Raw genomic sequence first — 17,894 nt, 5'->3', positions numbered from 1 at the left:
TAGAAAAATGAACTGGAGATTATGGGAAAAGATTAGTCTCGAAGATTGGATTCAAATCGCCATTTCGATTGGGATTATCCTTTTCTTCCTAGTATTACGCAAGCTGTTTACAAAGTACGTATTCTACCTACTTGTAAAGCTCTTCAAAAAAACGAAATCAGATTTCCTCAATCAAGTATTAGAGGCATTTGAACGACCATTAAGATGGGTGTTTATTCTAATTGGCCTTTATATTGCAGCCATCTATTTTCCGTTTTTTAATCATAGAAATGAATTATTTGGTGATTTACTTAGAGCTGGCTATATTTTACTTATTACTTGGGGACTGTTTAACTTATCCTCCAAAACTTCCATATTATTTATGAAAATTAGTAATAACTCAGCAATCGAAATCGATCAGATTCTCATCCCATTTTTATCTAAGACAGTTCGAGTGATCATCATCCTCATCAGTATTAGTGTGATTGCTGAAGAGTTCGGTTATGAGGTCAGTACATTTGTTGCTGGACTTGGTCTTGGTGGATTAGCATTCGCTCTAGCTGCTCAAGAGGTGATCAAAAACTTATTTGGTGGAATTGTCATCATAACCGAAAAACCTTTTTCGATAGGGGATTGGGTTCAAACACCAAGTGTCGAAGGGGTTGTTGAGGATATTAATTTCAGAAGTACGATTATCCGAACATTTGCCGATGCCCTAATCACCATTCCAAATTCCACTTTATCCAATGAACCCATTACGAACTGGAGTAAAATGGGCAAAAGGCAAATTAGTTTCCATTTAAGATTAGAGTATGGCACCCCTAAGGAAAAAATAGAAGCAGTGACGAAAAAAATTCGACGCCTGCTTGAGAACCACGAGGAAATTCATAAGGAAACTATATTTGCCAGATTTACTGATTTTGGTGAGAGTAGTATGGATATTATGCTATACTTCTTCACGAAAACGACAAATTGGGGAGAATATTTACGAATTCAAGAGGAGACCAACCTTCTCATTCTAGAAATATTAGAAGAAGAAGGAGTCAAAGTAGCAGTTCCTGTTAGAGCAATCCATGTGAATGAACGGGATGAAAGACCAGATTCTCTGTAAACCAATTATTAGAAAAACTCGTATTCGCTGGTCCTTTGGCGAAGGCCTAGTTTTGCTTATACTTGGTACCTTAAATTTTCAGCTACGTCGAAACCCTACTGTGTAGAAATTTTATACTCCCTCTATATACTAACGAATTCTCTTGATTACTCTATTTTTCTTAGAATATTATATAAATATCAAGTGTAATTTCACAACTTTAATTAGGTCAACCGAATGATGGATGAAATAATGGTGAAAAAGGGTTTACTTAATAAGCCATTTCTTTATTTTTGAAAAAAATGGTAACTAACTGTGCTATGATCGCACTCTTTTCCCACAATACTCATGGCGACAAACCCTCCCATATCTCACAGCGTCCGATGCGCATACATTCCTTCGTTCGGTCTATCCATGAAGTGGGGCCGGCGATGCTTTCCTACAGGGTCATTGCCCGATCGTATATAAATTTGCCGGCTGCTCCGTGCTTCAGATGTTGTGTTTGTTTTCTTGATGAAATACATGAGCTTCTAATTAAGATATTCTTTTATTCATACGTTACCATCGTCAATAGTCTTCCACTACACTCTATTCATTGCACGGCTTGATGTGGAGAGGTGGGCATGATACCCTGATCCAACTGAGCCAATTTTTTACCATTTGGTTCCTTGGCGAGGAGATCATGCCCATAGAGGCTCCATGTCAAGCCACTTAGGTATAAATGTCACTCAATGAAGAGAACATTACCAAACCTTTGTTAAACGGCATCTTTTAAACGAAAATGCGGGATATCTTGTAACATCTTCTCTGGACTAAATGCTACTTGTTTCTTTCCAATGGCAAACAATACTCGAATTAACTTGCAACATAATGCAATTAAGGATTGTTTTTTCTTCAATGGATTTTCTTTTCTTGTCGTAAAATATTCATGTAATGCCTTAAATGCACGATTGTGATTAACTAACGGCAGAATGACTTTAAACAACAGAGCACGTAATTTAGGGCGCCCTCTCTTCGTGATGATGGTTCTGCCTTTCCATTTACCAGACGTAGCCAGTTTCAAATTTAATCCTGACAATTTAGTGATTTGTTCTGGATGTGTATAGTTTTCTAAATCACCTACTTCTGCATAGAATGCAGCTATTGTTACCTTGCCAATCCCTTCAATATCATCCATTTCGTTTACGCCTGGAATGGTATCTAGAAATTGCTCTATCATTGCCCATGCCTCTTCTATTTTCTCTTGAATCAGCATATATTGTTCCATTAGCGTTTTCAGTTTAAACCTAGCTAGGATTTTTCCTTCTTGTATGCCAACAGAATGGCCTGCAACTTCTTGTAATTGTCGAACCTTTTTCAGTCCCACCCCTCTTTTAACTGCTTTACGGATTGCATTCAAGATGGTTATGTCCTCTGTTTCGGCGATTTCATCCGGAAACAATCCCATCTTCAGGACTTCCAAAGAGGCTTTTCCTTCCCATTTGGAAAAGACTGTTGTATATTCGGGGAAATACCGGTCAATCCATTGATGGACACGACCTTTTATCGTCTGAAAATCCTTCATTAATTGCTCATACAAATTCATACCTTCTCGAAGTTCTGCATAGATGCCTTCTGGCAAATTCGGTTCCGAATAACGGCCATCTTGGATGAGACGGGATATCACTCTCGCATCTTTCACATCATTTTTAGTTGGTGAATTGTCATCCAACTCTTTTGATTTCTTGACATGCGCCGGGTTGACAACGACGACTTTTATCTGCTTTTCTCTCAACCAATGAGCTAAAGGTAACCAATAATGTCCCGTTGGTTCCATCCCAATGATGATGTTTATTTTTCCATGCTGAACGCATAGTTCATCTTTCCAACACATGAGGGATTCAAAGCCTTCCCATGAGTTATCAAAGTATAAAGCTTTTCCAAACTGGATACCACGAAAATCTTGTGCTCGAGCTACGTGTTTGTTCTTAGCAATATCAATTCCGATAATTAATGTTTGTTCCGTTAGTTGTGCTATTTTGTCATTTTGTTTATAATACATAATAGTCCTCCTTGGTTCTAATTTAAGGGTCCTTTTACACTGCAGTGATCGGACACCTCGTATCATACCAAGGGGGCATTTTTTATTCAATCCTCATTTTGCTTTATTACAGGAATGCTTTCCTAACGTATAAAAAAAGCTCCTTCCTTCTGGAATGGAGCTTTTATTCTCTAATTTATTTTTATCATACTGCCACTGGAAACCTGAGTAGTGAAGTATAATATTTGGTGGTCCTCACTTAATTCTTGTAATATTTCTAAAATGGACTCCTTTCTGTATTGATCGAAGTGGACAAAACCATCGTCTATTAAAAAAGGTAACGATAAATCCTTTGCCATCACATTACTCAAGGCTAGCCGAATGGCAATATATAATTGGTCTTTTGTCCCTTGTGATAATTCATCTACAGTATAGAAAAATCCCTCACGATCCTCTACTTGAATCCAATTACTCTCTTCTAGTAGTACAAGCTGTCGGTATCTTCCTAATGTTAGCCTAGAGAAATAATTACTTGCATGCTGAAAAACCTTTGGCACATAAATTTCGTAGTAACGATTTTTGGCTTGTAGTAATCTTTCTAAGGCAATTTGATCAATGGCCCATTCTCCTGCTAGCTTTTCTAATTTCTCTTTTTTTAAGGCAATTTGATGCTTTAATAGTGACACTTCCTCTCTATCTTCTAGCATTTCTAGTGCTGCCCGTTGATCACTTAGCTGCTGACTTTTTTGTTTCCATTTCTCTTTTACATCGTCTATTTCCTTGCTTATTTTCGTTAATTGTTTCTTAAGCAGAACTTCATCATCATATTCCCCTGCTTTAATTTTATTGATTTCCGTTACGTCCATCCAAACAGTAAGACTATCGAATAATTGGCTAGCCTTTTTTTCTAATTCTCGTTTCTCATGTATTCTTTCTCCTTTTTCAATAAATTCATGCTCATCCTTCGTATTAGCTGCTTGGAATAAAAGAGAAATTTCCTCCAAATAAGGCTGCTGTCTGTCGATACATTGATTTTGTTCATCGACTAATTGTTGATAGTGATTTCGTAATTGTAAATATTCTTTTCTTTTCATCTCTTCTACTGTTAGTTTTTCCTCTATTTCTGTAGCATCGATATTTAGAGGATTCAATGCTTCTGCTTGTTTGCTTTCTAATTGCTTAAGCTGATCCCTACAAGAGGAGTTTTTTTCCTGTTCCTTATACCTCTCTATTATTCTTTCCTGTAAAAGCATTAGCTGTTGATATAACTTTGGCCAGTAGGTTAACACGATATTTTCTAAAAAGGGATATGCTTCGATTTGATCAGTTATTTTCTCCTGTAACTGTTGATACCGACTTTGAATAGAGCTTGCTCTCTCTTCTAGTTTTAGCTTTTCCACTTGATTTGCTGTTAAATCCCTTTCTACTTTATCTAATAACTGTTGTACCTTTTCTTGTTCGGAAATTATTTCTTCCCTTTTGGTGAGGTCTTCATCGGTTAGGAACGTCTCGGTAGGATTCATTTGAAGCATCCATTTATTAAATATTCTTCGATTTAATTGGAAATAGATAAATGGTAGAGCGGTCACAATGACTAGTAGGCTTCCCCAAAGCAATTCATTTTTCCAAAAAACTAAGCCTATTGCAATAATGAGACCAACAATTAAAAGCATCATCGATAGTAGATAGCTTGTCTTTCCTGCTTGTTGGTTTGTCATTTGCTTTATTTGAGACTGTTGTTCTCTGTTTAGTTTGGATTTTTCTACCTCTTGTTGATATTTTGATATAATCGCTGCATCGACTAAGCTTGACTGACAGCTCTGCTTTTTTTCCTTTAACTCCTTGATTATTTTATCCAATGCTTGAAGTTCGTTCCTAATATATTGATTTTCTAGTTCTAGCTGATCCTTTTGTTTACTTAGGTCTGTCCATAATTCTTCTAAGTAAAAAGGTAATGTTAAGGCTTCTAATTCCTCTACTGATAAAGTAATTTGAAGTGATTGTAGTTTCGTATGCACTTCCACTTCGATATTTTTTATTTTCTGCTCGTGCTCATTCTTTTGTTTTTTCCATTGCTTTATTGCATCTGATAGCTCCATTGCTTGCTTTAATAAGCCTATATCTTCTTCTGAAAAAACGGTGTCAGAAAGTGTATCAAGTTTATGCTTGATCTCTTCTATGTTCCTTTGAAGCATGAGGTTTTCACTTTTGTATGGGAGCAGCTCTTCCTTCAATTGTTTATACCGCTCTAACCCGTGTGCAGGAAAAGCAGTCAATCCCGTTAAACGATCAAGCCGTTGGATCGTTAAATAATACTCTTCTATTTGTGCATAATAGGATAAGATCTTCTCAAGCTGTAATTGATGAGCTTGCTTTTCTTCGATTGACTTTTCCAATTGAACGATTTCTTCTTCTAATGCTCTAATTTTGGTTAGCCTGTCATTGTAAGTTGCTTCTTCCTCTTTCGCTACGCTTAACTTCTTTTTCAGCAGGCTTAACTCTGCTAATACTTGATTAATAGCTGGCTTTTTTCCAAATGGTTTAAATAGATCTGAGCGGTCTTTTTCTAGATTTTTTTCTGCATAATAGATCCTGTCAGATCCTGTCATTCCCACTGCTAGTAGTACATCATTTAGACTATCATTATTCAATTGATGAATCTGTCTTAGATCTGCAGAATCAAAAGAGTAAATAGCTTCATATTGTGCTCTATCTATACCTCTTATGTGTTGTAGTAACCAGGCTTCCTCTTCTCTCTTCCCATTTTCCAAGTAGATAATGGCCTTTCCTTTATTTTTCCCCTGCACACGTTCAACCGTTACTTCCTTACTTGACAAAGCTGATATCACCATTCTACCACCAATTTGTGCTCCTTGTTTTGGAAGATATTTTTCGAGCTTTTTACTCGGTAACCCGAACAACATATATAAAATAAACTGTCTTAATGTAGACTTTCCAGCCTCATTTTCTCCTGTTATTTCTAGCAAGGAAGAATTATTTAAATAGAACTGTTTATTTTGCCATTTTCCAAAACCATAAATATGTACGGACTCTATTCTCATCTTTTTCACACCTCCCTCTCATGGAGCATTTGATAGACTTTCTCCTTTGCTTGTTTATTCAGATCTTCTTGCTCTTGATCGGACAGATTTTTTAACCATTTTCGACCCTCTGGATGTTGCCAAAGCGATGAAAGCAATGTCATTGTATGATTACTATCTTCAAATGTAGCTACTAATTGCTCCAAAAATTGCTCTCCATGGTGCCATTCATGAAAGCTAGCAGGTTGTTTGCTTTTGACTGAGATGATTTGCACCCAATTTTCTTGATCAATAAGAGTCGAATTGATAATTTCTATCATGTCTGTTATTAAACCTTGCCTTTGCCATACTTCAAACATTTCGGTCGTATTCGTCCATTCAATTTCAAGAAATACCTTGCCTAATTTGTTACAATGACGACGAATAACTGTTACTAATTGCTCAGTTGCATCCGCAATGTCTGTCCAATTTGTCGTATCAATGTCTAGTCTTTCAAAACGAATTTGACCTAAAGGGCAGAATTCCAATCTTGAATGGTCACCGGTCAAGATTACATGGTAACAACCTTTTATGCCCCTTTCTTTTATCGATCTACCCTGCATATTCCCTGGGTAGATAATGGGTGGTTGATTCGATAAGTGCTCCCTCTGATGGATGTGACCTAATGCCCAATAATCAAATCCTGACTCCTTCAGTCTGCTTAATTGGAAAGGAGCATAATTTGCATGATCTTTTGATTCCGAAGCTCCGAGACTACCATGAAGCATTGCAATATGATAACTAGCATTTCCTGTTTTGATGAATTCTCTTGATTTATCGATATCGACTGCTCTTTCTATATAACTAAAACCGTAAATTGTTGCAAGTATTTCTTCATCCTTTCTATAATGATATGCCTCCACTACATCCTTTTCAAAAACAAATACATTACTTGGATAATTTCGAGAAAAGGTTTGACTATTTATATAATCATGGTTTCCAAAGGATAAATAGACTGAAATATTATAGTTTTGTAATGTTTTAAACGCACCAACTAATGCGATATGTGCTTTCATACTCTGCTCTTCCTGATCAAATATATCGCCAACCATTAGAACAAAATCAACCCGGCGTTCGATAGCTGTTTGTACTAATTTCTCTAGTGCAAGAAAGGTACTATTTCTAACTTCATCAAAAAGATGTGCTGGCAAATTGCTCAATCCTTTAAATGGACTATCTAAATGTAAATCCGCACAATGGATAAAAGAAATACCTTTGCCCATTTGATCACCTACTTTCTGTATACTAGTTTATCAAAGGCAGAAACAGAATGCACGTTCGATCATTCTATCAAGAAGCTTCATTAGAAGTTATGCCTTCGATCTTCTTTTGTGAATGCCTAGTTTTGCTTATATGTGGTACCTTAAAATTTTAGTTATGTCGAAACTTCTGCTGTGTAAAAATTTAATACTTTCCTAATGTGTTAAAAAAGCTATTCCGCTTTAAATTGCGAAATAGCTTTTTTGTCTAGTCTTTTTTAGATAATTGTAAGGCTTTTTTGAAATCTTTTAACGAGGTTGATGTTCCATACATGAGTACACCACCACGATAAACTCTTGCACCAACAATAGCTAGAATAACTATGGTGATGATTAAAATAGCTATACTTAAACCTACCTCCCAGAACGGAATATTTAACATTCCGACACGTAAGAACATTGCCATAGGGGAGAAAAACGGTATATACGATGCAATGGTAACAAACTGAGAACTCGGATTGGATAAGCCGAAGATCGAGATCATAAAGGCGACTACAATTAATAAAATGACTGGAGTCATCAATTGCTGGACATCCTCTGTTCTACTTACAAGGGAACCGAGCATAGCTGATAATGTCGCATATAGAAAATAGCCTAACAAGAAAAAGACAATGGCATAAACAAATGTAGAAGCACTTGTTTCGGAAAGTCCGAAAAATTCAAAAAATCCACCGACTAGCTCTTCTTGCTTTTGTTGAATGACAATATAACCTACTCCTAAATAGAGTAACATTTGCACTAATCCAACACTACCGATCCCTAAAATTTTGGCAAACATTTGGCTAACAGGAGAGGAGCTTGATATTAATATTTCCATGACACGAGAAGTTTTTTCATTGGCAATATCTGTTGCAATCATATTGCCATATGCAATGACGGCAAAATAAAGGAGAAAGAGAATAACATATACTAATCCTCTGGCACCACTTAATTCTTCCTCTGTTTTGACACTTCCCTCTTCACCCTCAGCTACAATTGGTTCTTTCTCGAAGCTGATTGGTTCATAAATTGTTGCAATAGTTCTAGGATCTAATCCAGCCTTGTTTGTAGCTATTTCTGTTTTAATTTGTTCCAATGCTTGATTCAGAGTTGATTCAATAGAAGTACTACTCATTTCTGCTGTATAGTAAACAGCTGCTGGTAATTGTTCTTGTTCGGTAATTTCTAAAACTGCCTTATACTCTCCATCTATAACCTGTTCTTGCGCTTTTTCTAACGCATCATTATATCTTACAATTTCAATTTCTGATTCGGTGGTCTGTAGACTATTATCTAACGCTTCATAAAAAGAATCTATCTCCGTTACAACAGCTACTTGGTCGACCGCTTCTTCTTGGTCAAATATATCCATAATTGATTGTATGTTTGACATAATAATAATAAAAGCTAGAAAAAGTGCAGTAGTAATAATGAAGGATTTGGCCTTTATTTTAGACATAAACGTATGAGAAAAGACAATCCAGAATTTATTCATAGGATTCACCCGCCTTTTCAATAAAAATATCATTTAAACTAGGTTCGTCTAACTCAAATTTTCGTATAAATCCTTTACCGATTAAATTTTCTAAAACTGCTTGTGATACTGCTTCATTCTCAATCTGACAAACCATACCTCCAGAATACGGAGTTGTTTTTAGAACACCTGGTACTTGGTTAACAAAGTCTAAATTACAATCTGCTTCAATGGATAAATTCTTTTTCCCAAAGGAACGCTTAATTTCTTTTAAATTCCCATGCAAGATCGTTTTTCCTTTTTGAAGCATACAAAGATGCTCACAAAGCTGCTCCACATGCTCCATTCTATGGGAAGAAAATACAATAGATGTACCACTCTTTCCAAGCTCCACAACTGCTTCTTTAAGCATTTCTACATTAACTGGATCGAGGCCTGAGAAAGGTTCATCCAGAATTAATAGCTTAGGTTTATGTATCACTGCTGAGATGAATTGTATCTTTTGTTGATTCCCCTTGGATAACTCTTCTACTTTTTTGTCTAGATATTGTGGTACTTTTAATCGATCTAACCATTTCTTTAACTCATTGGAAGCATCGTTCTTAGATAGACCTCTTAATTTACCAAGATAAATTAACTGGTCACGCACCTTGAGTTTAGGGTATAAGCCTCTTTCCTCCGGTAGATAGCCAATTCTGTCACTATTATTGTAGTTAATTTCCTCACCATTCCACGTAATCGAGCCATCAGATTGATCGATTAAATTCAAGATCATACGAAATGTCGTCGTTTTTCCAGCTCCATTCGCTCCTAAGAAACCGAATATATTGTTCTCAGGTATTTCCAACGATAAATTATCCACCGCTGTAAATGAGCCAAATCGTTTTGTCACATTTTTTAGTTCTAATGTCAATGCTCTACACTCCCTTCTCCTTTAGATACGATTAAATAATGAAAAAGTTTCACTTATTCCTAGAAAAACTCGCATTCCTTTACAGAATGCATTCAATTTTATTATAATTTAATGCTTAAATTTGTGCTATTCCTAACATATAAAAAATGACGAGCCTATTCAGTAGGAATCCTTTCACCGAATAGAGCTCGTATTTTTGTATTGTCCTATTTTACTATTTCTTATTGCTGTTCTGCACTATATAATTCTTCTAGTGGCTTTGTAATAATGCGACTTATGTCATTAATGAGCACATTCACTCGTTGTTCCTGCTCCATTAATTTTGAAATATCTTCATGCTGTTGAACAAGCTCGACAACTTTCTTTGCCTTTTCTACTTCTTCTTCTGTGATTTCCATTCCTTGCATTTGCTTTTGCTGTAATTCTAATTGTGTATTGCGGAAATTATCAAACATTTGTTTAGATGATGGATCTCCCATTACTTTATCGTAAGCGGCTTTTAGGTCTTGGAACTCCTCACTCTGCTCAATCGCTTTTTCTAACTCTTTTGCGCTATCTTGGATCGTTGCCATAAAAATAAATCCTCCTAATATTTAAGCTTAACTAGCTGCTATTTTCTCGCGTGCATCTACCACTATAACAGAGATTATTATCATTATCCAACTAAGATAAAGAGAAGTCCTTGAATTAGTCCAATTATCCCGCCTAAGAGTGCCCCTAAGTAAGTAATTAGTTTGAATTCCTTCCTAGAAATTGACAAGATAATTTGTTCAATTCTTTCCGTTGGGAAGGCTGCCACTTGCTTTTCCACCATTTTCTCCATTTCTAAATGCTTGAAAGCTTCTGGTATGTTCTTTACCATTTTCTTAAAAATAGCATTCACCACATCTGGAACTACTTTTTGCTTTATTGTAGTTGCAAATGGTCGTAAAAGGCTAGGCGCATTGGTTTGAAGCCATTTTTGAATAGGCAGATTGCTTCTAACTAATTGGTTAATCATACTTTTTATTAAATCCCTTTCTAAAACATGACGATAATCAGAGAGCGTACTATCCTTTAATTTAATCCATTCCTGTTGGACTGCTTGATGTAACCATCTATAACCATCTGCTGACTGTATATATTGAACGAACAAGACTTGTACCTTTGTGGATAAATCCTCACTACTAAACATAGATAGAACCATGTTCCCAAAAAAACCTTTTGACTGTGCATACTGGTTGATAACTTTTTCTATTTTGACCTGTGTTGATGGTGCTTCTAGCATAGAAACAATTCGTTTGTGCAAATAGGTAGAAACCTTTTCAAGTACTTCCTCTATCTCTTTTTCTGCTTCGGTATTGAAAAAATCTTTCAACTGGGTAGATTGGTGTTGATCCAGTCTTTGTTGGTATAGTTCCACTATCCACTCACCAACTCTTTTTTCTACATCTTGCTTCGATATTGACAAATGGAATTGCCGTAACAATTGATCAATGGTTATTTGTTTTTGTAAGAATTGATCGAATTCTTTAGATAAAAGCTTGATCAGTTGATTCCTTAAACGTTCTTCCTTTAATTTTGCTTGAATACTTTCCTCCGTAATTAAATGGTTGACGACAAGCTGTCCCAATTGTACAGCTAACTGATCACGCCTTTTAGGAATAAGACCTGGAGTAAATGGTATTCTCCACTTACCTATATATTTCGCTTCATATGGTCGGAAAAGCATTTTTATTGCTAGAGAATTGGTTAATCCTCCAATCAACGCACCTACGACGATCATCATACATAATGTAAGGAATATATTCATTTATAGTTAACACCTTTCTTAGATATTTACTACCACTAACCAAAGGAATAGAGCATCATTTAGTATCATATAATGGATTAACTTTTCCACATTTTAATATGTAGTCTACGGACAATTACTGTGATAAAGAAAGGAAGTATGATCATGGATCAACTTCAAATTAAGGAATATACGAACCCAAAACCACGCATTATTGTGCCACACGACATTTATCGATATAATACTGTCATCCGCAAAATTAAAAATGGACCATACTCCACTACTTGTGAATGTCTAAGTCATTACCAGCGATCGGACACCATATATATTTCCTCTGCGCTGATGCAACAATTGCATCTCCACAATAATCATCATTATTCTATGCGATTTATTGGAGATACTTGTATGATTACTTATACCTTAGGCATATTCATCGCCAATTCGAGACAATTACATCGAAGTGCTCACCAATTAAAAGAGATTGTCCAAGTAGGGGAGAAATATGGTTTTATCACTTATGTTTTTGGATATAAGGATGTAGATTTATCGAAACAAAAAATACAGGCTTATCAATATGATAAGCAGCAATGGTTAACAACTAATGTTGACATCCCATTCGTTATTTATAACAGAATTCCAAACAGAAAATTAGAAGCTCACCATCAAATCAAAAAAATAAAGCAAGGATTACAATCCACTTCTATTATATTTAATCATGATTTTTTTAACAAATGGCAGGTGTATGAATATCTTTTCCAGGATAATGAATCAAGACATCTTTTACCACATGCAATATTCCAGCCTTCCGAACAGTCGGTTAAGGACTGGCTAAATTTTACCTCCATCTATTTGAAACCATTACAAAAATATCGTGGGGAAGAAAGCTATTTAATAGTAAAAAGAAAGGAGCAATTTATTCTTATTCAGACGGATGCGCCACCTAATAGCAAAGAGATGTATTTTCCTTCATTTGATCTATTAAAAACTAGACGTTTTCCAAAAGGCTTTCAGCATTATGTCATGGAGGAAGCACATGCTCTATTTACTTATCAGGATAGTGAGATTATCTTTCGTGTACACAGTAATAAAAATGAAAACAATAAATGGGTAACCACGGTAATTGCAGCTTATCAAGTTAGACATTCTAATCGCTCAAACTTAGTCCCATTGTCCAACCTTTTTTCCGAAAAAGAGGAGGAAGCCTTTCAAATAAAGATTGCAAAAATGGCTGTCACATTAAGTAAAATTTTAGAAAATCGGTTAGATAAAAACCTTGGTGAGCTTGCTTTTGATGTTGCTATCGATAAAGAAAAAAGAACATGGTTACTTGATGTCTACTCTCGTCCGAGCTGGAGAATTCTAGACCACGGTACGCTATATCCATTTGCTCTGGATATGATTGGGCACCTATTCCGCTACTCCTTCTATTTACACAATCATAAAAGAATGAACCTTTCCTAGTTTGTGCAAAATAAAAGGCAAGGAGGGATGAATATGGCAAAACCATCTTCAAAGAAAGAAAAAGATCCAAGAGAAACACATGAATTAGATGTAGATCGCATGATTAATGAAGGAATGGCAGGTGGTACTACCTATTCGATTCATGGTAGAATGCAAATCGAACAAGCTAGAGAATTACCAAAGCAAAACGACAAATTTCCATCAGAAAGCGATGATTAAATAAAATGACTGGAAGGAAAAATCCTATGTGCACTGAAACCGCCCAGTTAGAAGTTTATTCGGATTCTCCCTACTCTATTTAGTTATGTCTCAGCCCCCCATGATGTTTGGTCTCCGCTTGCACTACACGAAAAACGCACACTCAAGTGCGTTTTTTCTATTTATCATTTATGCAATCACTGTACACTTTGTTATACTAAAGTTAAGACTGAATGAAAGAGGCTAGAATATGCTTGTGCAATTACAACAAATGTTCCCTAATTTAACCAAAGCAACAGAAGAAAGTAGCTATGATTCTGCAGAGTACAAATGGTTTATAACGAAGGATAATGAAATTATTGGTATACCTGCGAGTGATCTATCCGATAGAGAAAAAGAGCTACTGGAGATTTTGTTGACACCATATTTTGCAAATGAACCTCCTACAAATGCTCGGGAAAAAAAATGGATGGATGTTTTATTTCATCATGAAATTCCTAGAACATTAATGGAGGATAGTTTTGAAAAATATTATTTTGTTTATTTCTCCTTTTCAGATGATACCGTAGATCCTGAAGCATTTCGTGAAGCTATTTATGGGTTATTTCCTGTACAAATACCGATTCTGTGGGAAAATAATCATGAAGGGATACTTATCATAGAAGGAGAACAAACAACGGACGAGGATATTTCCTATTCTGAGATTATTGAAGTATTAACAACGGATTTCTATATGAACATCCAATTATTTATCGGGCCTACTCTCTACCATATCACAGAGGCAGCGAAATATTACCAATGGTTAAAAAAATGTTATAAGCTAACGAAAAGTCAAAACAGAGAAGTAATGTATTATATTAAGGCTATTCCATATCTTGTCATGCAACATTTATCTGATGAGGAGAAGCATCTTCTTTATCACTCCATTCTTCATACTGTTATAGAAGAAGAGGAATTACTTAAGACGATACAAGTGTTCTTGGAATCCAATTCAAACACCACTCTTGCAGCTAAGAAAATGTTTATGCACCGAAATAGTCTCCAATACCGTGTAGATAAATTCATTGAAAAAACGGGGATTGATGTGAAGAAATTTGATGGTGCCTTAGCGGTATATCTGTGCCTAATTTTAAGAACACAATTGGCTTAGTATTTTTGATGTTTCTCCAACCGTGAAAGGTGGATCTCTAGGTCGATAAGCACGCTGTGAAAAAGCTTGTATCCGTTTTCTGTAATCGTGCACAAAGCCCTCGACATTTTTTGTGCACGATAGCTATTTACGTTTGGATACTTTATTAGTAAACTATAACCTATAGATGAAACGCTTTCAACAAATTTAGGAGGGAATACAATGGCAGAACTATCATTAAGAAATATTGACAAAATCTATAACAAAGATGAAGGTAAAGCAGTAGATAACTTTAACCTTGAAATTAAAGACAAAGAGTTTATCGTTTTCGTAGGTCCTTCAGGTTGCGGTAAGTCAACCACATTACGAATGATTGCAGGTCTAGAAGAAATTTCAGGTGGAGAATTCTATATTGATGATAAATTAATGAATGATGTAGCTCCAAAAGACCGCGATATTGCGATGGTATTCCAAAACTATGCCCTCTATCCTCACATGAATGTATACGATAACATGGCATTTGGTTTGAAACTACGTAAATTTAAGAAAGACGAAATCGAGCGTCGTGTAAAGGAAGCTGCTCGTATTCTTGGACTAGAAGCATACCTAGATCGTAAACCAAAAGCACTTTCCGGTGGGCAACGTCAACGTGTTGCGTTAGGACGTGCGATTGTCCGTGATGCAAAGGTATTCTTAATGGATGAGCCTTTATCAAACTTGGATGCAAAGCTCCGTGTACAAATGCGTGCAGAAATTCAAAAGCTTCACCATCGCCTTCAAACAACTACTATTTACGTTACACACGATCAAACAGAAGCGATGACGATGGCAACTCGACTAGTTGTATTAAAAGACGGAATTATTCAACAAGTTGGTGCACCAAAAGAAGTATACGATAAGCCTAACAACGTTTTTGTTGGTGGATTTATCGGTTCTCCAGCAATGAACTTCTTTACTGGAACATTAGATGAAGGTCACGTTAATCTTGGTGATACTAAGGTAGCAGTACCAGAAGGTAAAATGAAGGTTCTACGTGAGCAAGGTTATGTTGGTAAAGAGATTGTTTTAGGTGTTCGTCCTGAAGATATCCATGATGAGCCAGTTTTCTTAGATGCAAACCCTGGTTCCAAGATTACTGCAACGATCGACGTTTCTGAATTAATGGGTTCTGAGTCTTACCTTTATTCAGAAGTAAATGGTCAAGAATTTGTAGCACGTGTAGATTCTCGTACGGATATTCATGGTGGAGAGAAAATCGATCTTGCTTTTGATATGCATAAGTCTCACTTCTTTGATAAGGATTCAGAAGAACGTATTAAATAGTCTGCCAATTTTCAACTATATGAGTAAACGCATAGCAAGTGGTGCTATGCGTTTATTTTATTACATTCTATAACCTAGATTGTGTCTTCTTCAAGACTAACTTCTTGGACATAGCTACACGCAGGACAAACCCCAAAATGTATACACCTGTGTTCATCACTACTTACTGGATCACCATCAATCATTTTTCCGTCTTCTATCTCTATATAAGGGGAATAATCTCCATAAAAGTCAACGACCTTCCCACCATCCCGCATCTCGGTATGACAAGCAGGACAAGTATAGGAAAAGGATTCCATCCCATTACAAACTAAACATACAAACATCATGATCACCTTCTCGAATCACATTCTATTGACGACTAGTATTGTGACAACTTATCAGTACAAAAAGAGGCGCATCATTGCGCCCCTTTCTTCATATCAAACAATTTTCGTTATTGTGGTCTTCCGCCAAACTGTTGTTCAGCCATTTGTACTAGTCTTTTAGTGATTTCTCCACCAACAGAACCGTTAGCGCGAGAAGTTGAATCTGCACCTAAGTTTACTCCAAACTCTTGTGCAATCTCATATTTCATTTGATCTAGAGCTTGTTCAACGCCAGGAACAACTAATTGATTGGAATTGTTAGTTGCCATTTATAATCACCTCCTGTACACCATATTGTGAACAAAAAGGAAATCAATATGCCAAAATCCCATTAGTAATTTCTAGCAATATATCCATTTAATAAAGGTCATTTCTATTTAGGGTAAGTCATTTCTTCAGGCTTAATCCACTCATCAAATTGTTCTGCCGTTAATAAACCTAAATCGATTGCCGCTTCTTTCAATGTTGTATTATCATTAAATGCCTTTTTGGCAATTTTAGCTGCATTCTCGTAACCAATATGAGGATTTAACGCCGTTACAAGCATCAAGGAATCATTAAGATTTTTCTTGATTTGCTCATAATTTGGTTCAAGTCCAACTAGACAACGATCATTAAATGATAGCATACTATCAGCTAAAAGTTGGGCAGATTGAAGAAAATTATATGCAATAACTGGTTTGAAAACATTTAGCTCAAAGTTTCCTTGACTTGCCGCAAAGCCAATTGCTGCATCATTCCCCATTACCTGTGTTGCTACCATTGTTATTGCTTCACTCTGTGTTGGGTTAACCTTACCAGGCATGATCGAGCTACCCGGTTCATTAGCAGGGATAGCAATCTCACCAATTCCGCAACGTGGTCCGCTTGCTAACCAACGAACGTCATTTGCGATTTTCATTAAATCTGCTGCTAACCCTTTTAAAGCACCATGAGCAAATACTAGTTCGTCATGACTTGTTAAAGCATGGAATTTATTCGGGGCTGAAATAAATTGTTTTTCCGTATATGCACTAATTTTTTCGGTCACTCGTTCTGAGAATTCAGGGTGGGCATTTAAACCAGTTCCTACTGCTGTACCACCAATTGCTAATTCCTTCACATGTGGGAGGCTGTTCTCGATCATTAACTCCGTTTTTTCGATCATACGATGCCAGCCACTAATTTCCTGACCTAACGTTAATGGTGTAGCATCTTGAAGATGTGTTCTCCCGATTTTCACAACATCATGAAACGCTTCCATCTTCTCTTTTAATGTTTGCTTAATAATGTGTAAGGCAGGTATCAATACATCCTCTAATTTTCTCACTGCAGCAATATGTAAGGCGGTTGGATAAGTATCATTCGAGCTTTGCGACTTATTTACATCATCATTTGGATGTAAGGTTATCTCACTATTTTGTTCTTTTAACCATTGGTTACCAACATATGCAATAACCTCGTTCACATTCATATTCGATTGAGTACCACTACCAGTCTGCCAAACAACTAGTGGAAAATGCTCTGTTAGTTCACCTGCTAATATTTTATCTGCTGCATAGGTTATAGCCTCAGCTTTTTCTTTTTCCATTAATCCTAATTCACTATTAACGATAGCAGCACTTCGCTTTAAAATAGCAAAGCCTTCAATTATTTCAAGTGGCATTTTTTCGTTGCCAATTGGGAAGTTTTCCTTGCTACGCTGTGTTTGTGCCCCCCAATATTTATCACTTGCGACTTTGATTTCACCAATCGTGTCACGTTCCAAACGATAATCCATTTCCACTCTCCCTCTCTAATCTTCATTCCCTTTTATTGTACCAAAAAAAGCGATAATTGTATTCTTCTATCATGTGAAAACTTTACGTCCG

The 17,894-nt window shown here is 36.2% G+C and carries 15 protein-coding genes; 5 read left to right on the top strand and 10 right to left on the bottom strand.

The genetic code is table 11. The features are described 5' to 3' along the window. Positions 1-7 precede the first annotated feature (7 nt). The gene (locus tag ACZ5N5_RS11390; RefSeq protein ID WP_464372518.1) at positions 8-1,090 is read left to right on the top strand and encodes a mechanosensitive ion channel family protein; all 1,083 of its coding nucleotides are present in this window, start codon (positions 8-10) and stop codon (positions 1,088-1,090) included. 736 nt (positions 1,091-1,826) lie between these two features. Here ACZ5N5_RS11390 and ACZ5N5_RS11385 read toward each other — a convergent pair. The 7 genes from ACZ5N5_RS11385 to ACZ5N5_RS11355 all read right to left on the bottom strand — a co-directional run bounded on the left by ACZ5N5_RS11385 (position 1,827) and on the right by ACZ5N5_RS11355 (position 11,586). Continuing rightward, on the bottom strand, positions 1,827-3,110 hold the full coding sequence (locus tag ACZ5N5_RS11385) for an IS110 family RNA-guided transposase (protein WP_464372517.1): 1,284 nt from the start codon (positions 3,108-3,110) through the stop codon (positions 1,827-1,829). Between the two features lie 170 nt (positions 3,111-3,280). Next, complete coding sequence (locus ACZ5N5_RS11380; RefSeq protein WP_464372516.1) at positions 3,281-6,151, bottom strand: ATP-binding protein; 2,871 nt, start codon at positions 6,149-6,151, stop codon at positions 3,281-3,283. A 5-nt stretch (positions 6,152-6,156) separates the two neighbouring features. After that, positions 6,157-7,392, bottom strand: a complete 1,236-nt coding sequence (locus ACZ5N5_RS11375; RefSeq protein ID WP_464372515.1) for a metallophosphoesterase family protein — start codon at positions 7,390-7,392, stop codon at positions 6,157-6,159. A gap of 244 nt (positions 7,393-7,636) precedes the next feature. Beyond that, positions 7,637-8,902, bottom strand: coding sequence for an ABC transporter permease (locus tag ACZ5N5_RS11370; protein ID WP_277678502.1), 1,266 nt, complete (start codon positions 8,900-8,902; stop codon positions 7,637-7,639). Next, the gene (locus ACZ5N5_RS11365) at positions 8,895-9,794 is read right to left on the bottom strand and encodes an ABC transporter ATP-binding protein (RefSeq protein WP_464372514.1); all 900 of its coding nucleotides are present in this window, start codon (positions 9,792-9,794) and stop codon (positions 8,895-8,897) included. The genes ACZ5N5_RS11370 and ACZ5N5_RS11365 overlap by 8 nt, the downstream gene beginning before the upstream one ends. Positions 9,795-10,015: 221 nt before the next feature. Beyond that, positions 10,016-10,366: a YlbF/YmcA family competence regulator gene (locus tag ACZ5N5_RS11360; RefSeq protein WP_054788495.1), complete on the bottom strand. Its 351-nt coding sequence runs from the start codon at positions 10,364-10,366 to the stop codon at positions 10,016-10,018. An 83-nt stretch (positions 10,367-10,449) separates the two neighbouring features. Continuing rightward, on the bottom strand, positions 10,450-11,586 hold the full coding sequence (locus ACZ5N5_RS11355; RefSeq protein ID WP_054861347.1) for a DUF445 domain-containing protein: 1,137 nt from the start codon (positions 11,584-11,586) through the stop codon (positions 10,450-10,452). Positions 11,587-11,730: 144 nt separating this feature from the next. Here ACZ5N5_RS11355 and ACZ5N5_RS11350 point away from each other — a divergent pair, with 144 nt between their 5' ends. The 4 genes from ACZ5N5_RS11350 to ACZ5N5_RS11335 all read left to right on the top strand — a co-directional run bounded on the left by ACZ5N5_RS11350 (position 11,731) and on the right by ACZ5N5_RS11335 (position 15,676). Continuing rightward, the gene (locus tag ACZ5N5_RS11350; protein ID WP_464372513.1) at positions 11,731-13,026 is read left to right on the top strand and encodes a YheC/YheD family protein; all 1,296 of its coding nucleotides are present in this window, start codon (positions 11,731-11,733) and stop codon (positions 13,024-13,026) included. A gap of 33 nt (positions 13,027-13,059) precedes the next feature. After that, the gene (locus ACZ5N5_RS11345; RefSeq protein ID WP_054788501.1) at positions 13,060-13,245 is read left to right on the top strand and encodes a hypothetical protein; all 186 of its coding nucleotides are present in this window, start codon (positions 13,060-13,062) and stop codon (positions 13,243-13,245) included. Positions 13,246-13,474: 229 nt separating this feature from the next. Next, positions 13,475-14,374: a PucR family transcriptional regulator gene (locus ACZ5N5_RS11340; RefSeq protein WP_054861350.1), complete on the top strand. Its 900-nt coding sequence runs from the start codon at positions 13,475-13,477 to the stop codon at positions 14,372-14,374. Positions 14,375-14,575: 201 nt separating this feature from the next. Then, positions 14,576-15,676 (top strand): ABC transporter ATP-binding protein, encoded by a 1,101-nt coding sequence (locus ACZ5N5_RS11335; protein ID WP_054788502.1) that lies wholly within the window; start codon positions 14,576-14,578, stop codon positions 15,674-15,676. Positions 15,677-15,750: 74 nt separating this feature from the next. Here the strand turns inward: ACZ5N5_RS11335 and ACZ5N5_RS11330 are convergent, their stop codons facing one another. From ACZ5N5_RS11330 to fumC, 3 genes are all read right to left on the bottom strand, one after another. Next, the gene (locus ACZ5N5_RS11330; protein WP_464372512.1) at positions 15,751-16,002 is read right to left on the bottom strand and encodes a hypothetical protein; all 252 of its coding nucleotides are present in this window, start codon (positions 16,000-16,002) and stop codon (positions 15,751-15,753) included. 110 nt (positions 16,003-16,112) lie between these two features. Continuing rightward, a complete protein-coding gene (locus tag ACZ5N5_RS11325; protein ID WP_054788504.1) occupies positions 16,113-16,313 on the bottom strand; it encodes an alpha/beta-type small acid-soluble spore protein in 201 nt (66 codons plus the stop codon). 104 nt (positions 16,314-16,417) lie between these two features. Then, a complete protein-coding gene (gene fumC, locus ACZ5N5_RS11320; RefSeq protein ID WP_464372511.1) occupies positions 16,418-17,803 on the bottom strand; it encodes a class II fumarate hydratase in 1,386 nt (461 codons plus the stop codon). Positions 17,804-17,894 lie beyond the last annotated feature (91 nt).

The sequence above is a fragment of the Gracilibacillus sp. JCM 18966 genome, from assembly GCF_055392695.1.
The sequence above is the reverse complement of the archived record's forward strand: the minus strand, read 5'-3'. Positions and strand labels throughout refer to the sequence as shown.

What these genes read in the sequence shown, in the direction of transcription:
- ACZ5N5_RS11390 (WP_464372518.1), top strand. Translation starts at nt 8, where the DNA reads ATGAACTGGAGATTATGGGAAAAGATTAGTCTCGAAGATTGGATTCAA.
- ACZ5N5_RS11385 (WP_464372517.1), bottom strand. Translation starts at nt 3,110, where the DNA reads ATGTATTATAAACAAAATGACAAAATAGCACAACTAACGGAACAAACA.
- ACZ5N5_RS11380 (WP_464372516.1), bottom strand. Translation starts at nt 6,151, where the DNA reads ATGAGAATAGAGTCCGTACATATTTATGGTTTTGGAAAATGGCAAAAT.
- ACZ5N5_RS11375 (WP_464372515.1), bottom strand. Translation starts at nt 7,392, where the DNA reads ATGGGCAAAGGTATTTCTTTTATCCATTGTGCGGATTTACATTTAGAT.
- ACZ5N5_RS11370 (WP_277678502.1), bottom strand. Translation starts at nt 8,902, where the DNA reads ATGAATAAATTCTGGATTGTCTTTTCTCATACGTTTATGTCTAAAATA.
- ACZ5N5_RS11360 (WP_054788495.1), bottom strand. Translation starts at nt 10,366, where the DNA reads ATGGCAACGATCCAAGATAGCGCAAAAGAGTTAGAAAAAGCGATTGAG.
- ACZ5N5_RS11355 (WP_054861347.1), bottom strand. Translation starts at nt 11,586, where the DNA reads ATGAATATATTCCTTACATTATGTATGATGATCGTCGTAGGTGCGTTG.
- ACZ5N5_RS11350 (WP_464372513.1), top strand. Translation starts at nt 11,731, where the DNA reads ATGGATCAACTTCAAATTAAGGAATATACGAACCCAAAACCACGCATT.
- ACZ5N5_RS11345 (WP_054788501.1), top strand. Translation starts at nt 13,060, where the DNA reads ATGGCAAAACCATCTTCAAAGAAAGAAAAAGATCCAAGAGAAACACAT.
- ACZ5N5_RS11340 (WP_054861350.1), top strand. Translation starts at nt 13,475, where the DNA reads ATGCTTGTGCAATTACAACAAATGTTCCCTAATTTAACCAAAGCAACA.
- ACZ5N5_RS11335 (WP_054788502.1), top strand. Translation starts at nt 14,576, where the DNA reads ATGGCAGAACTATCATTAAGAAATATTGACAAAATCTATAACAAAGAT.
- ACZ5N5_RS11330 (WP_464372512.1), bottom strand. Translation starts at nt 16,002, where the DNA reads ATGTTTGTATGTTTAGTTTGTAATGGGATGGAATCCTTTTCCTATACT.
- ACZ5N5_RS11325 (WP_054788504.1), bottom strand. Translation starts at nt 16,313, where the DNA reads ATGGCAACTAACAATTCCAATCAATTAGTTGTTCCTGGCGTTGAACAA.
- fumC (WP_464372511.1), bottom strand. Translation starts at nt 17,803, where the DNA reads ATGGATTATCGTTTGGAACGTGACACGATTGGTGAAATCAAAGTCGCA.